Below are 15,068 nucleotides of genomic sequence, written 5' to 3'. Positions count from 1 at the left end.
AAATTCAACCTGCCACATGGTTATTGATATGCGTGGCTTTTCATTTCAGCCTTCACTTCCGTGTAGTACTCGTCGCTGATGCGGTACTTGAACATCAGCGCGCCCATCAGGAAGTGGAAGAAACCAGGAATCACGGACAGCATCAGCGCGATGCCATTCAGCGCGAACGGGGTTTGTTCCTGGTTAGGCTGGTAATTAAAGTAAGTCAGCAGCACGCCCACCAGGATGCCGGCGACGCCCATGCCGGCTTTCTGGCACACGGAAATGCCGCCAAAGGCAAAGCCCGATACGCGTTTGCCGGTTTTCACCTGGCCATAGTCGATGGTCTCGGCAATCGCGGACCAGAACACCGGCGCATGCAAATCCACCACGAACGACAGCGCGAAGTACAGCGCGAAGGCCAGCATGATGTCGCCCGGTTTGACGAACACATAAATCATGACGGACAGCAGCGCCACCACGATTTGCGAGTAGCGGAACAGTTTGACCTTGCAATAAAACTTGGTGATCCAGGTCGACGCGATCATCGACACGATGGCGGCGGCCACGCCCAGCGACATGAAGGTCGAGACGGTGGCGGTATCGCCGCCGAGGTAATACTTGGCGTAATAAATCGCCACCGAGCCGCGCAGCACATAGCCGATGGTGCCCGTCACGCAGACGCCGCACAGGATCAGCCACTGGTCATTGCGCAGCAATACCTTCAGCTGCGCCCACAGCGATTGTTTTTCCACCACGTGCGTCACGCGCTCGGTGGTGGTGAAGAAACAGAACAGGAACAGCGCCACACCCATCGCGGCCATCACCGCCATCGCCATCTGGTAGCCGGTGGCGGGATTGCCGCCGCCCCAGCGCTCGGCCAGCACCGGCACCACGATGGTGACCAGGAAGCCGGCGATCTTGGCGAAGAACAGGCGGTAGCCATTGGCGGACAGGCGTTCCTGCGGATCGGCCGTCAGGCTGCTCGGCAGCGAGATATAGGGAATGCCGACGCCGGCGGTCATGATGGTCATCAGGATGTAGGTGGAATACGCCCACAGCAGCTTGGCGTCATAGCCCCACGACGGCGTGGTGAAGACAAAGAAGACGCTGATGCCGTACGGGACGGCCAGCAGCAGGAAATACGGACGGTAGCGGCCCCACTTGCCACTGAAGCGGTCGGTGATCTGGCCCATCACCAGGTCGGCGCAGGCGCCCACCAGTTTCACCACGAAGAACAGCACGGCCAGGTCTTCCGTGTGCAGGCCGTAGATGTCGGTGTAAAAGAACGTGATGATCAACATCATCGACGAAATCACCACATTCAGCGCCATGTCGCCGGCGCCGAAACCGATCTTTTCCAGCGTGGTTAGTTTTTGCGTGTGCATCTGCTGCTCCGATACTGTCAAACCTGTTTCAAGCCGCGGGCATGGCTGGTGGCTATGCCCTTGGCAAAACCGCCCCACGGAGTTTGCGTCCGTAGGGCGGGTTTTACAAACCCGCCAAGCGGGCCTGCGGCTGGCGCTGCCCCGATAGCAGCACCGGACCGGCCATGCCGCCGCCTCTGACCTCGACGGCACAACCGCTCATACAACGCCTTCCTTACATCTTCCAGCGCAGCGACACGCCGACCGTACGGTCATAGCGGCGCACGTCACGCGGTGCGGCGGAAGTGCCATGGTAATCGTGGTAAGCGAAATTCAACAGGTTGTTCGCATCCACGCTCACCGTCACGTCCTTGGTCAGCTTGTACGAGACCGACGCGTCGAGGAACTTGATCGGATCGACGATCAGGTCGCAGCAGCCGCGGTAGTTGTACTCGGCCACGAACTTGTCGCGCCAGCTGTAGGCCAGGCGGGCCGAGAACTTGTCGTATTCATACAGGCCAACCAGGTTGTACGCCTTTTTCGACATGCCAGGGAAGTCCGGAGTGGTGCCGGTGCCGCCTTCTTCCTGTACGCCACCCTGCAGGATGGTGACGTTGGCTTGCACGCCCAGGCCGCTCATCCAGCCCGGCAGGAACGTGAAGAACTGCTGGAACGCGACTTCCGCGCCCTTCAGGTTGGCCTTGCCCACGTTATGCGGACGGTTGACCAGGTAGGTCTTGCCGTTGATGGTTTCGTTACGCTGCTTCCACATCACGTAATCGGTGAACTTGTGCTCGAACAGCGTGCCGGTCAGCGAGCTGGCCGGAGCGAAGTACCATTCCAGCGAGACGTCCACGTTCTTGCTCTGGGTCGGACGCAGGTTCGGATTGCCCGCGCTGCCGGTCGCCAGGGTGGTGGCGGTCGAATCGTGCAGGATCAGGCCCGGGTTGTAGTCGCCGAAGTTGGCGCGCTGGATGGCCTTGCCAGCCACCAGGCGCGATTGCAGGTTCGGCGCCCACTTGGCGCGCAGCGAGGCGCTCGGCAGGATGTCGTTGGTGGTGGTGTCGCTGTGCGCCGGGGTGATGGTCGAGGCGCCGGTGGCCGACGTCAACTGGGTGTAGCCATCGACTTCCTGGTTGGTGCGCACCCAGCGCACGCCCACCGCGCCGTCGACCGGTACCGAACCGACGTCCACGCCGAACTTGGCTTTCAGGTACACGGCGGTGGTGGTTTCCACGTCCGAGTAGTACGACAGCGGATCATCTGCGGTACGGCCTTTCAGGCCCAGCGCGGTGCGCAATGCCTGCGTGTTGTTCAGCAGGTAATCGCGGCATGGCGCATAGAACTGGTTCATGCCATAGTTGCCGCCGGTGGCTTCGGTCACGCAATTGAGGCCGCTTGGCATCGACGTCACGGGAATCGCGGCAACCTTGTTGAAGTTGTCCTTTTCGTGCACGTAGGTTGCGAAGCGCTTGGCCAGGCGCACACCGCTGGCCAGTTCTTTCAGGATGCCGTTGTCTTCCGGCTCCCAGATCACGTCGCCGCGCCAGTCGGTCGAACGGCCGGACGAGGCATTGTGGTTATCCCAGAACACGTCGGTCACCCACTTGTTCGGGCTGGTCATGTCGGTGCCCGGATATTCCAGGTAGCCGCCGCCGTCGCGGATCGCGCCCTTGATGTTATGCGGGCCTGGCAGCACGGCGTCGAGGATCGGGTTTTCCTGGGTGTAGCGGCTCAGGGTACGAGCCAGTTCCGTGGTGACGCGCACCGACGGGGTCAGGTTATAGCGGCCGCCGATCGCGCCCTGGTGGCCGATCGATTCATCGCGGCGGGCCTGGGTCGAGCTCAGGGTGAACAGATCGGTCGCGCCATTCTTGCTGATCGAATCCAGGTAATTGGAACCCTGTTGCGTGGTGACGGTGGAACCGGTCTGGAACCACGGCAGCACGCCGACGAAGAACACGCTGGACGAATCGTGGTTGATCTTGGTGCTGAAGCCTTCCGCGTACACTTCCAGGTCCGAATTCGGACGCCATTGCGCGGAGAAGTTGCCGGCCCAGCGCTTGCGGTCGCCCTGCGACATCACGCGGCCCATGGCATCGGCGCCCTGCATGTTGTTATACAGCGGCCATTTGATCGGTGGCGCGACCCACGCGGTTTCGTCATGGTAGCGGCCGCGCTGGTACGACACGCCGGCCAGGATACCGAAGTCGCCCCATTCCGCGCTCTTCCAGCGGTTCGACCACATGCCGGACAGGTTCGGGTCGGTGTGGCCGGCCAGGTCGCGATGTTCGGCGCGCGCGGTCAATGCCAGCTGCTCGCCCTTGAAGTCGAACGGACGGTTGGTGCGCACGTCGATGACGCCGGCCACGCCGCCCTCATTCATGTCGGCGGCCTGCGATTTGTAGACATCCACGCGCTGCAGCATGGCGACCGGCACGTCGGCCAGGAACAGGCTGCGGCCGGCGGCGGTGAACATTTCACGGCCATTGAGGGTGGTGACGATGCCGCCCAGGCCACGGATGATGACCTGGCCCGCTTCGCCATTGTCACGGATGATCTGGGTGCCCGGTACGCGGCCCAGGATTTCCGCCACGTTCTTGTCCGGGAATTTGCCGATGTCGTCGGCGACGATGGAATCCATCACCTGTTCATTATTTTGCTTGATGGTTTGTGCGCTCTGGGCTGCCTTGCGCACACCCGTCACCACCACCGTGCTGGCGTCCTGTGCCCAGACCGAAGCACTGCTCATCACGCCAGCCGCCACCAGCGATGCCACAGCGGCTTTCAACATGAAAGGTTGATGCGAGGCCGTAAGTGGGCCTTGTGTCCGTTCCATTTGGTCTCCAATACCATTTTAGTTATCGATTCCGGGTCCTTGCCAAACCCGTCTGCCTGGAAACCATATTAATTGTCGGGACTGAATTCAATCCAATCAATTTTTCGCGCTTTTCGATATCGTTTTTGGTATCACAAGGGAACGTCATATGCTTCGAAGGTTGTACGACAACTGCAAACCTTACAGTATGGATATAGGTGCGGCAAGGGGAAAAGCAGGGAATGTGACACGGCGGACGAATGCCCGCCGCGAAGTCAAATGTGTCGCATGCGCAACAATTTTAATGCCTTATGCAAATTCTATTGCGCCAGACCAATACCGATCGACGTCTTTCAAGCCCCACGTCACCGCATCTTCGCGCGCCACGATGCTGTCCGTCACAGCGGGCGACGCCAGGTCGACCAGTTCCGGCCGCACATAGCTGGCCGCCTTGGCGGAGTAAAATATCCGCACTTTCGGCTTGATCAGCGATTGCCCGGTAGGTAATTCCACCACCACGCCCAGCCGCTCGGACTTCAGCCGCACCAGCGTGCCGACCGGGTAAATCCCGATGCACTTGATGAAGGCGGCAAACATGCGCTCATCGAAATGGCCCTTGCTCCACTCCGCCATCCGGCGCAGCGATTCCGCCGGGCACCAGCCCTGCTTGTAGGGGCGGTTCGACGTGATCGCGTCATATACATCGCAAATCGCGCCCATGCGGGCAAACAGGCTGATCTGGTCGCCCTTCAACCCTTCCGGATAGCCGCTGCCATCGATTTTCTCGTGGTGGTGCAGGCACACGTCGAGCGCCGCTTCCAGCATGCCGGGTGTTTCCAGCAGCATTTGATGGCCTTTCGACGGGTGCAGCTTGACGGCGTTGAACTCTTCATCGGTCAGCTTGCCGGGCTTGTTCAGGATCGGCGCCGGCACGGCCATCTTGCCGATGTCGTGCAACAGTCCGGCCAAACCGGCCTGGCGGATTTGTTCATCATCGAGGTCCAGCTGCCGGCCCAGCGCAATCATCAGCGCGCACACCGCCACTGAATGCATATACGTGTAATCGTCGGCGGTTTTCAGGCGCGCCAGGCCGATCATGGCGCCCGCGTTGCGCATCACGGATTCGGAAATTTCCTCAACCAGCGGCATGGCGTCATCCACCGTCACGGCCTTGCCCATGCGCGCTTCCGTGAACATGGAGTGGACGGCTTGGCGCGATTTCTTGATCAGCGCGGAGGCATGCTTGAGTTCGCTGGCCATGCTGGTGCGCGCGATCGAGCGCAGCGGGGCGCGGGGCGCGCGCGGTGCACGGGCAATTACCTGCGCGGGCGCCGGCGCGGCGGCGGCTTTGGCTGGGGCGGCCACGGCGTCCTGGACGCCGCCGGCCTCCGCTTCGGCGTCCTCCTCGTCCGCATCGCCGTCCGAATCTTGCTCAACAACAACACCTTGCGCCGGCGCCTCCAGCGCGCGGGACTTGCTGAAGTCCACCCACACTTCCTTGATGGGGCTGGTCTGTATCCGCTGCAAATCTTCCAGCCGTTCCAGCAGCAAATGCTTTTGCCAAAACGGTGAATCCATCCAGGAACCGACAATCTTCTCGATGTACATACCGAGTTTCAACTCTATGACGGGAATCTTTTTCAGCATACCAACCCTCGTTTCATGCGGAAAACATTTCAGTTCCATGCTATGCCAATTGCAGCGGCGGCGCGATAACAATATACACTTGGCGCTTTGCCATTGCACAACTTCTCATGCATTTTCGTCGCGCCAATCTCGCAATTCTTGCTTGTACGCAAATAATGTCATGGGGCGCGCTGTATTACGCGATTGCCATCCTGGCCCCGGCCATGGCCGGCGACCTGGGCTGGCGCAGTGAAACCGTGATTGGCGCCTTTTCGTGGAGCCTGCTGGTGTCCGGCGCGGCGGCGACACCGGTCGGCATGCTGATCGACCGCCATGGCGGCCGCTGGGTCATGGCTGCGGGCTCGCTGCTGTGTGGCGCGGGCTTTGCCGCGCTCAGCCAGGTGCACACGGTGGCCGCGTATTACGCGGCCTGGACCGTGCTGGGGGTGGCCATGGCAATGACCATGTATGAAGCGGCGTTTGCCACCATCAACCGGGAATTCGGCATGCGGAGCCGGCAGGCGATTTCCACCTTGACCCTGTTTGGCGGCTTTGCCAGTACCGTGTCGTGGCCCCTGACCCAGCATGTGCTGGACGCGGCCGGCTGGCGCGATACCTGGCTGTGGTATGGCGTGGCGCATTGGGTGGTGTGCCTGCCCTTGCATCTGATGTTGCAGCGGGGCGAGCGGCAGAAGGCGGAGTCCGGCCGATCCAGCCTGTCGGCTGCATCGGCTGTCTCTGCCGCACCTCCCGCCACCGCTTCACCTGCCACACCTGCCGCCACTGCGCCCGCAACCGCCGGGCCACGCGAGCACACGCTGGCCGAAGCCGTGCGCCATCCGGCGTTCTGGAAACTGGGTTTCGCGTTTTCCGCCAACAGCTTTATTTTTGCCGCGCTGTCGGTCCACCTGATTCCACTGCTGCGGGAGTTTGGCCATATGGCCGGCGTGGCGGTGGCGCTGGCCGCGCTGGTGGGACCGATGCAGGTGGCGGGGCGGATCGGTGAAATGACGCTGGGGCGCCACACCGCGCCGCAAACCATCGGCAAGCTGACCTTTGGCGCCCTGCCCGCCGCCCTGCTGGCGCTGTTGCTGTTTGGACGCCACGGCTGGGCTGCGGCCGCGTTTTGCATACTGTATGGCATGAGCAACGGGATCCTGACCATCGTGCGCGGCACCATTCCGCAAACCCTGTTCGGGCGGCGCCATTACGGCGCGATTTCCGGTGCGCTGGCCGGCCCATCGCTGCTGTCGCGCGCCGCCGGGCCGCTGGCGGTGGCGGCGCTGGCGCAGGCCGGGTCGCCCACCGTCCTGCTGCTGGTCTTGCTGGGCGCCGCGCTAGCGTCGCTGGCATGCTATCTTCTGGCCATCCGTAGTTGATCGACAACCGCGCGCTAGCCGATGTGCAGCGGATATTTCCTGACATATACTGTTTCAAGCGCTTCCCACACCAGCCCGCACCATGACCCTGCGACTCAAACGCCTGTTCGCCGCTTTTTGTGCTGTGCCTGCCCTGCTGCTGTCCGGCGGTGGCGCGGCGGCGGCGGAAATCACCCTGAGTGCGATCAACACGTACCGCTACCCTCCATTCCTGTATCAGGACGGCAGCGGCCTGTGCGACGTGCTGGTCAAGCACCTGAACCAGCAGCTCAAGGGGCGCTACAAATTCGAATTGCAGCATTTGCCGCGCATGCGCCTGCTGCGCGCCCACCTCGATGCGCCACTGCATTTCGACGCCGTGGGCCTGATGCTGGCGCCGAATTTCATCGACGACGATGGCCGCTCGCGCTACCTGTGGAGCACGCCAATCTTCGAGGATTACAACTTGCTGGTGTTTGCCGGCGCCAAACCGCCCGCCATCCACCTGCTGTCGGATTTGAAAGGCAAACGTTACGGCACCGTGCGCGGCTACCGCTATACCGGCCTGGAAACCATGGTGGCGGACGGTGTGGTCCAGCTTGACCTGGCCAACGATGAACATTCCAACTTGCGCAAGCTGCTGGCCGGCCGGATCGATTTCACGCAAATGAACCGCTTCATGTTCCGCCACATCACATCGGAACAGGAATTTGCCGGCAAGCTGTCGTACGTCCGCACGCCGGGCCCCAACAGCTTTGCGCGCCACCTGTTTGTGGCCCGCGACAAACCGGAATTGCTGGCCGCCCTCAACGAAGCGCTGGCGACCCTGCCCTGCAACAACGATTGGCAGGCCATGGCGCACAAGTCCGACATCGTGGTGCCGGCCTGCCCGCCGTCCCGCTGACGCTTTGATGCATTGATACGCTGAACATTCCTTAATTTCCCGACATTAACTTGCATTGCTGATGCAGCTTTGCGACAATACGGCAGTACGAATAATTCTCATTCCGCCAGCAAGCCGATCCGCCAGCCAGCCCCTTAACTTCCGGACTTGCCATGCGATTGAAAAAACTGCCCCTGGCGCTGCTGCTGGCCGCCAGCGCCCCCGCCTTTGCTTCCGCCGACGCCACCCTGCCCGCCGTGATGGTCACGGCTTCGGCCGAACCGGCCTACAACCCGGCCAATACCAGCGCCGCCAAGCTCGACGCGCCGCTGCGCGACATCCCGCAAACCATCAACGTGGTGCCGCAGGCGCTGTTGCGCGACCAGGGTGTCGCGTCGCTGAACGATGTGCTGAAATCCGTGCCGGGTGTCGGCATGTCTCACGGCGACGGCCAGCGCGACCAGGTCACCATCCGTGGTTTTACCGCCATCGCCGACCAGTTCATCGATGGCATGCGCGACGATGCGCTGTACTTCCGCGACCTGTCGAACATCGAACAGGTCGAGGTGCTGAAAGGCCCCGCTTCCGTGCTGTATGGCCGTGGTTCGTCGGGCGGCATGATCAACCGCATCAGCAAGAAGCCGGGCGCCGACATCAGCGAAGCCACCGTGCGCCTGGCCAGCCACCACGGCCGCCGTGGTGAAATCGACCTTGGGCGCAAGCTCGGCACGGCCGGCGCCGCGCTGCGCGTCACCGGCGCCGTCGAGCGCGCCGACAGTTACCGCGACCAGCAATTCCTGGAACGCGAAGCGCTGGCGCCATCGGCGCAATTCAAGCTGGGCCAGGCCACCAGCCTGCTGGTGCAGGGCGAATACCTGCATGACAAGCGCGTCACGGACTTTGGGATTCCCTCGGTCCAGGGCCGCCCTGCCGACGTGCCGGCGGGGACGTATTACGGCGCCGCCAACGCAAAAGCATTCGATTACAGCGAAGCGCGGGTCAACGCGCTGGGCTTCACGCTGGACCACCGCATCAACGAGCACTTCACGCTGCGCAATGCGTTCCGCGGTTTCCACTACAAGCTCGACCGCAACAATACGCTGGTCGGCGCCGTCAATGAAGTGGCAAAGACCGTGTCGCTCACGCGCGGCAACGTCTTGCGCGATGAAGACGGCTGGTTCAACCAGACCGAACTAACGCAGCACGCCACCGTGGGCGGCCTGCGGCATCAGGTTTTATATGGCGTGGAATTCGGCCGCCAGCACAAGGACCAGCTGGTGCGCTCGCAAGCCAATGCCGCCACCGTGTCGCTGTTCAATCCGCAGCCGGCCACCGTGCCCTTCACGGCGGGCGGCGCGCCAACCGCCAACAGCACGGCCGTGATGGGGATCGGCAGCGCCTATGTGCAAGACCTGGCCACGCTGGCCGAGCACTGGAAAGCGCTGCTGGGCGTGCGCCACGACCGCTTCGAACAGGAAACCCGCGAACGCCGCGCCGGACAGCCCAGCCTGGCGCGCACCGACCGCGCCTGGAGCCCGCGCGCCGGCCTGGTATACCAGCCCACGCAAACCCAGTCGTACTATGCGTCGTTCAGCAAATCGTTCCAGCCGTCCGGTGAAACCTTTGTACTGGCCGCCAACAACGCGGACCTGGCGCCCGAACGCACCACCAACCACGAAGTGGGCGCGAAAATCGACTTGTTTGGCGGCCGCGCCACGGCGGGCGCGTCGCTGTTCCGCCTGGAGCGCACCAACATGAAATCCACCGATCCCGCCACCAGCCGCGTGATCCCGATCGGCACGCAGCGCACCGATGGCGTGGAACTGACCCTCACTGGCGACCTTGGCGCCGGCTGGCAAGTGTGGTCCGGCTACGCGTGGCTCGACGGCCGCATGGTGAAATCCATCGCGAAAGACGATGGCCAGCTGGTGCAAGGCAAGCGTCCGACCCTGACGCCGGAACACAGCGCCAATCTGTGGCTGACCAAGGAGCTGGCGGAACACTGGGGCGCCGGCGGCGGCGTCAATTACGTGGGCGACCGCTACGCCAATCCGGGCAACACGGTGACCCTGCCGGGCTACACCACGGCCGATGCGATGGCGTATTACCGCACCAGGGCCTTGGACTTGCAGTTGAACGTCACGAACCTGTTCAACCGCACCTATGCGGGCGCGGGCCATGGCAGCAGCAAGCACCTGATCCTGCCGGGCGCGCCGCGCGCCGTGCAGCTGACGGCGCGCTACCGTTTTTAATTAACGGATAAAGCGGTTGGCAATCACCTTCACCTGCGACGACGGGAACATCGGGCCCGCCGTGCGGCGCCGCACGCGCCACGCGGTGAAGGCCACGCCGGCCGCGATGCCAAAGCGGATGACCCAGTCCCACGGACTGGTCTTGATTTCCGGCGCGGTTTCATCGACGGCATACGCGGCCAGGCGCTGGCCGGTGAATTTCGATCCCACCACCAGCCCGCTGTCGCTGATCTTGCTGGTCAAATACAGCCCCGCTTCGCGCGGATGCACCGACACCTTGCCATCCTTGTAGACAAAGGTCAGCGGCTGGTAACCCTCGGCCGTGACCGAGCCGGCCACGTGGCCCGCCGCATTGATGCCGGTGGCAAAACTGTTGACGCCTTTCGGCAGCAGCGCGCCGATGTCGATGGTGCGCGCGCCGTCCCAGATATAGGCGTGCCAGCGGCGGTCCGGCGTTTCCGCCGCCCCCGCCACCAGGCCCGCGTCATTGATGGCGGTGGCCATGCTGATGCGCCCGCCCAGTCCCGGCACTTCCTGCATGGGCCGGCCCGCCGTGGCGACAAAGGCGCGGCGGAAACCATCGCTGTTTTGCGCCGTGCCCACCACGGTGCCGGCGGTGTTGACGCCGGCCGCATAGCTGGTCTTGCCGCCGAGGGTGCCGAGGTCTTTCATGGCGCCGTCTTGCGTGATGAAGGCGTGGAAGTCGCCGTTCGGCACATCGGAATGGCCCACCACCTGGCCCGACGCGTTGATCGCCACGGCGGACGAGCCGCCGCCGCCCAGCGAACCCAGGTCGGTCATGCCCTTTTTCACTTCATAGACGAAGGCGCGCCAGCGCCCATCCTTGTTTTGCGCGGCGCCGGTGATCATGCCGGCCGCATTGATGGCGCGCGCTTCGCTGTCGGAGCCGCCCAGGGTGCCCAGTTCCGTCACCTTGCCATACTCGTACAGCACGGCGCGGCGGCGGCCGTCTTCGCTTTCAATCATGCCGACCACCTGGCCGGCGCGGTTGGCGTCATAGGCCTGGCTGCTTTCGCCCGGCAATTCGCCGAAGCCGGCGCGGCCCTGGGCGGCGCCGGCATGCGGTGCGGCCAGCGCGGCGGTGATGATGGCGGCGGCCAGGGTGGTCTTGCGCATTGGAATTCTCCTCATGGATGAGCTGCGAAACAGCGTTGCCGAGAATGTAACGCGCCCACCATGAAGATCATCTTAAGTTTTTGACGATTACTGAAACGCCACCTCCGCAAAGCTGCGCAGCTTGCGGCTGTGCAGCCGGTCCACGCCGAGGCCGCGCAACAGTTCCACCGTGCGGATGCCGATCTGCAAATGCTGGTCGACCCGGTCGCGGTAAAACTGGTTGGCCATGCCCGGCAATTTCAGTTCGCCATGCATCGGCTTGTCGCTGACGCACAGCAAGGTGCCATAAGGCACGCGGAAACGGAAGCCATTGGCGGCAATCGTCGCGCTTTCCATATCGAGCGCCACCGCCCTGCTCTGGCTGAAACGCCGTTCCGGCGTGCGCTGCGGCAGCAATTCCCAGTTGCGGTTATCGGTGCTGGCCACGGTCCCGGTGCGCATCACGCGCTTCAATTCCAGCCCGGACAATTGCGTCACGTCCGCCACGGCTTTTTCAATCGCCACCTGCACTTCGGCCAGCGGCGGGATCGGCACCCACAGCGGCAAGTCTTCATCGAGCACGTGGTCTTCGCGCACATAGCCATGCGCCAGCACGTAGTCGCCCAGTTGCTGGGAATTGCGCAAGCCGGCGCAGTGGCCCAGCATCAGCCACGCATGGGGACGCAGCACGGCAATATGGTCGGTGATGGTTTTCGCGTTGGCGGGCCCCACGCCGATATTGACCATCGTGATGCCGGTGCCGTCGCTGCGCACCAGGTGGTAGCCCGGCATTTGCGGCAGCCGTGGCGGCACCACGCCAAACGCGTCGTCCGGCTGCGCGGCGGCGCCCACGCGGCGCGTGATGACATTGCCCGGCTCGACGAACGCGATATAGTCATCGTCGCCCGTGGCCGGCGCCTGCATCAGCGCGTGCCCGAGGCGGATGAATTCATCGACATAGAACTGGTAATTGGTGAACAGCACGAACTTCTGGAAGTGCGCGGGCGACGTGCCGGTGTAATGGCGCAGGCGCTGCAATGAGTAATCGACGCGCGGCGCGGTAAACAGCGACAGCGGCTGCGCCTCGCCAAACGGCGCTTCATGCGTGCCATTGGCAATGCCGTCATCCATCGCCCCCAGGTTCGGCAAATCAAACACGTCGCGCATCAGCAAGCGCCGTTCCGGACCCATGCTGCCTTCGACATGGTCGTGTTCCGCCAGCGAAAAGTGGATCGGAATCGGCTGCGAACTCATGCCCACTTCCAGCTGCTGGCCATGGTTCTTCAACAGCAGCCGGAATTGTTCGTGGTAATAGCGTGAAAACAGATCAGGGCGCGTCAAGGTGGTTTCAAAGGCGCCGGGGCCGGCCACAAAGCCGAACGACAGGCGCGACGGCGCGCGCGCCACGGTTTCCGTATTGATCCGCACATAGGGATAGCAGGCGCGCACATGTTCCTGCGGATTTTCTCCGGCCACAAAACGCTGCAATGATTCGCGCAAATACCCGATGGAATCGTCATACAAATGCTGGACCTGGGCCAGCGCAGCGGCAGGATCATCGAAATGCCGGGGGGCGATAAATGGACGGGGTTGCACGATACGCTCCTCAATGAAACGACAACAGTGTCGGTTTCATTGTAGCGGCGTTCCCGCTGCGATGCAGCATCGATGCGGACTATTGCGGCGCGGCCGGACCCAGCGCCTGCTTGCGCCGCTTGGCCATGTACTGGCGCATGTCGTCGAACGTGACCTTGCCGCTGCGCGCGGTATCGATCTCGGCGAAGTGATTGACCACCCAGCCCAGTCCCGCCTTGCGCGCCTCGTCTTGCGTCAGCGCGCCATTGGCGTCCAGGTCCGCTTCGCTGAAACGCTGGCGCAGCTTGGCCACGGCTTGCTGCTGCAAGGCGGCGCCGGATGCCGCCGGCGTGGCGGGCGCGTGGCGCAGGCGCTGGGGCACGCAAGGGTCGGCGCATGGGACCGGCGGTTCGTTGCCGTTACCCGCGGCGGTTGCCGTGGTGGTGGCGGACAGCGCCAGCATCGTCATCAAAAGCAGTTTATTCATCATTTCCCCAGCGTGCTGTAGAACTGCACCAGATCCGTTTTTTGAGCACGGCGCGCGGCATCGTCAAGGTAAATCATATGCCCGCCCGCGTAATTGCGGATCACAATATTCGGGTTGGCGCCCAGCCGCTGCAAATCGAGTTCGGTCTGGTAAAACGGCGTCGCCAGGTCATGGTAGCCGCTTTGCGCCAGCACCTTCATGGCCGGATTCAGGTTGATGGCGGCGGCCAGGTCGGGAATCGTGTCCGGCACTTCCTTGCCATCATGGGAGAAGTTCCACGTTTCGATAATGTTGTTGTACGTGACGTAGGTGCTGGCCGCGCTGTATTTCAGGGCGCCGGTCAGGTAGCTGCGGATCGCTGAATTGAAAGCGCCGTTCACCACTGTCAGCGAAGGATCGCCATCGGCCGTCACGGGCGAACCGACCGCGCCGGACACGCGCGCATCGTATCGGCCCAGCAACTGGCCCGGCACCAGTTCCTTCGCAAACGCATCCGGCCCGTAATTCAGGTTGGTTTGCCAGCGCGACGCCAGCACGCCGGTGTAGCGGAACAATTGCTGCGCAACGCCGGGCTGCGGCAAGGTGTTGGACGACAGCCAGCGTCCGGCCGCGTCGCGGTAGGTGGTGGCGCTATAGCTGCGCACTTCCTGCAGGAACGATGGCACATCGGCCGGCGCGGGGCTGGACAGCTTGTAGTAATTGCCGGTCGCCGCGTAGGTCGGAATGTAGCCTTCGCAAATGCGCGTACTGATCACGCTGCAATTGCTGTTGTAATCCATGATGGCCGAGTGCAGCACCACGCCGCTGACGCGGGTGCCCGCGGTTTCCAGCAAGCTGGCCATGATACCGGTGCGGGGTGCGCCATAGGATTCGCCAAACAGGACTTTGGGCGATTGCTGGCGGTTGTTGGCCGCCACATAGCGCTGCACGAAATCGCGGAAGCCCGCCGCATCGGCGTCGACACCCCAATAGTCACGGTTGCGCGCCGGCGCAATCGCCTGCGAATAGCCGGTGCCCACGGCGTCGACAAACACCAGGTCGGACACGTCGAGCAGGCTTTCCGCGTTATCCACCGGGGTCACCGCGCCGAGGATCACATTGGACGGCACCTGGGACTGGATGCGTTTGGGCGCGAAGGAGCCCAGGTGCAGCCACATCGACGCCGAACCGGGACCGCCATTGTAGAAGAACGTCACGGGACGCGAACCCGGTTCCTTGCCATCGGCGGTATAGGCCACATAAAAGAACGACGCCGCCCTGCCGGTGCGCGTATCCGTACCAGTCAGATGGCCGGTGGTGGACGTGTAGGCGATCGTCTGGCCGTTCAGCACCATGCTGCCTTTGACGATGGCCGCGCTTTCGGTGGCGCTGGCCAGCGACGCCGTCGGATTGCCCGAGTAAATCACGGGATCGTTCAGGGAACCGTCGTTGACCACCGGCGGCGTCACCACGGGCGGCGTGGTGGTACTGCCGCCACTGCCGCCACCACCGCCGCAGGCGGCCAGCAGGGACGACAACAGCACCGCCAGCAGGGTTGGCGGCAAAGTATTTGTCAGGGGGGATGGTCTGGCCACGCGCGTTCTCCGGGAATTGAGTGCCTGCGGAGA

At 63.1% G+C, this 15,068-nt stretch carries 10 protein-coding genes; 3 read left to right on the top strand and 7 right to left on the bottom strand.

Annotation, left to right across the window (positions count from 1 at the left end; translation table 11 throughout):
- Window positions 1–20: 20 nt before the first annotated feature.
- From AC1RRC_RS05280 to AC1RRC_RS05270, 3 genes are all read right to left on the bottom strand, one after another.
- Window positions 21–1,367: an MFS transporter gene (locus AC1RRC_RS05280; protein WP_493054217.1), complete on the bottom strand. Its 1,347-nt coding sequence runs from the start codon at window positions 1,365–1,367 to the stop codon at window positions 21–23.
- Between the two features lie 214 nt (window positions 1,368–1,581).
- Entirely contained in the window at window positions 1,582–4,140 is a 2,559-nt protein-coding gene (locus AC1RRC_RS05275) for a TonB-dependent receptor (RefSeq protein WP_493054216.1), read from the bottom strand.
- A 333-nt stretch (window positions 4,141–4,473) separates the two neighbouring features.
- Window positions 4,474–5,811, bottom strand: a complete 1,338-nt coding sequence (locus AC1RRC_RS05270) for a cyclic di-GMP phosphodiesterase (protein ID WP_493054215.1) — start codon at window positions 5,809–5,811, stop codon at window positions 4,474–4,476.
- A 107-nt stretch (window positions 5,812–5,918) separates the two neighbouring features.
- Here AC1RRC_RS05270 and AC1RRC_RS05265 point away from each other — a divergent pair, with 107 nt between their 5' ends.
- The 3 genes from AC1RRC_RS05265 to AC1RRC_RS05255 all read left to right on the top strand — a co-directional run bounded on the left by AC1RRC_RS05265 (window position 5,919) and on the right by AC1RRC_RS05255 (window position 10,283).
- A complete protein-coding gene (locus tag AC1RRC_RS05265; RefSeq protein WP_493054214.1) occupies window positions 5,919–7,169 on the top strand; it encodes an MFS transporter in 1,251 nt (416 codons plus the stop codon).
- An 82-nt stretch (window positions 7,170–7,251) separates the two neighbouring features.
- Entirely contained in the window at window positions 7,252–8,052 is an 801-nt protein-coding gene (locus AC1RRC_RS05260; RefSeq protein WP_493054213.1) for a substrate-binding periplasmic protein, read from the top strand.
- A gap of 152 nt (window positions 8,053–8,204) precedes the next feature.
- Window positions 8,205–10,283 carry a TonB-dependent receptor gene (locus tag AC1RRC_RS05255; RefSeq protein WP_493054212.1) on the top strand — a complete coding sequence of 693 codons (2,079 nt, stop codon included), beginning with the start codon at window positions 8,205–8,207 and terminating at the stop codon, window positions 10,281–10,283.
- Here the strand turns inward: AC1RRC_RS05255 and AC1RRC_RS05250 are convergent, their stop codons facing one another.
- From AC1RRC_RS05250 to AC1RRC_RS05235, 4 genes are all read right to left on the bottom strand, one after another.
- Complete coding sequence (locus tag AC1RRC_RS05250; RefSeq protein WP_493054211.1) at window positions 10,284–11,420, bottom strand: HAF repeat-containing protein; 1,137 nt, start codon at window positions 11,418–11,420, stop codon at window positions 10,284–10,286.
- An 87-nt stretch (window positions 11,421–11,507) separates the two neighbouring features.
- Window positions 11,508–12,995 carry an AMP nucleosidase gene (locus AC1RRC_RS05245; RefSeq protein ID WP_493054210.1) on the bottom strand — a complete coding sequence of 496 codons (1,488 nt, stop codon included), beginning with the start codon at window positions 12,993–12,995 and terminating at the stop codon, window positions 11,508–11,510.
- A 79-nt stretch (window positions 12,996–13,074) separates the two neighbouring features.
- Window positions 13,075–13,461, bottom strand: a complete 387-nt coding sequence (locus AC1RRC_RS05240; protein ID WP_493054209.1) for an EF-hand domain-containing protein — start codon at window positions 13,459–13,461, stop codon at window positions 13,075–13,077.
- Window positions 13,461–15,035, bottom strand: a complete 1,575-nt coding sequence (locus tag AC1RRC_RS05235) for a S10 family peptidase (protein WP_493054208.1) — start codon at window positions 15,033–15,035, stop codon at window positions 13,461–13,463. Before AC1RRC_RS05235 ends, AC1RRC_RS05240 begins: the two co-directional genes overlap by 1 nt.
- Window positions 15,036–15,068: the final 33 nt, after the last annotated feature.

This window comes from Pseudoduganella sp. GW821-FHT12E03, from assembly GCF_058807115.1.
Note: the sequence above shows the minus strand (reverse complement) of the source record. Positions and strands in the feature narration are given on the sequence as shown.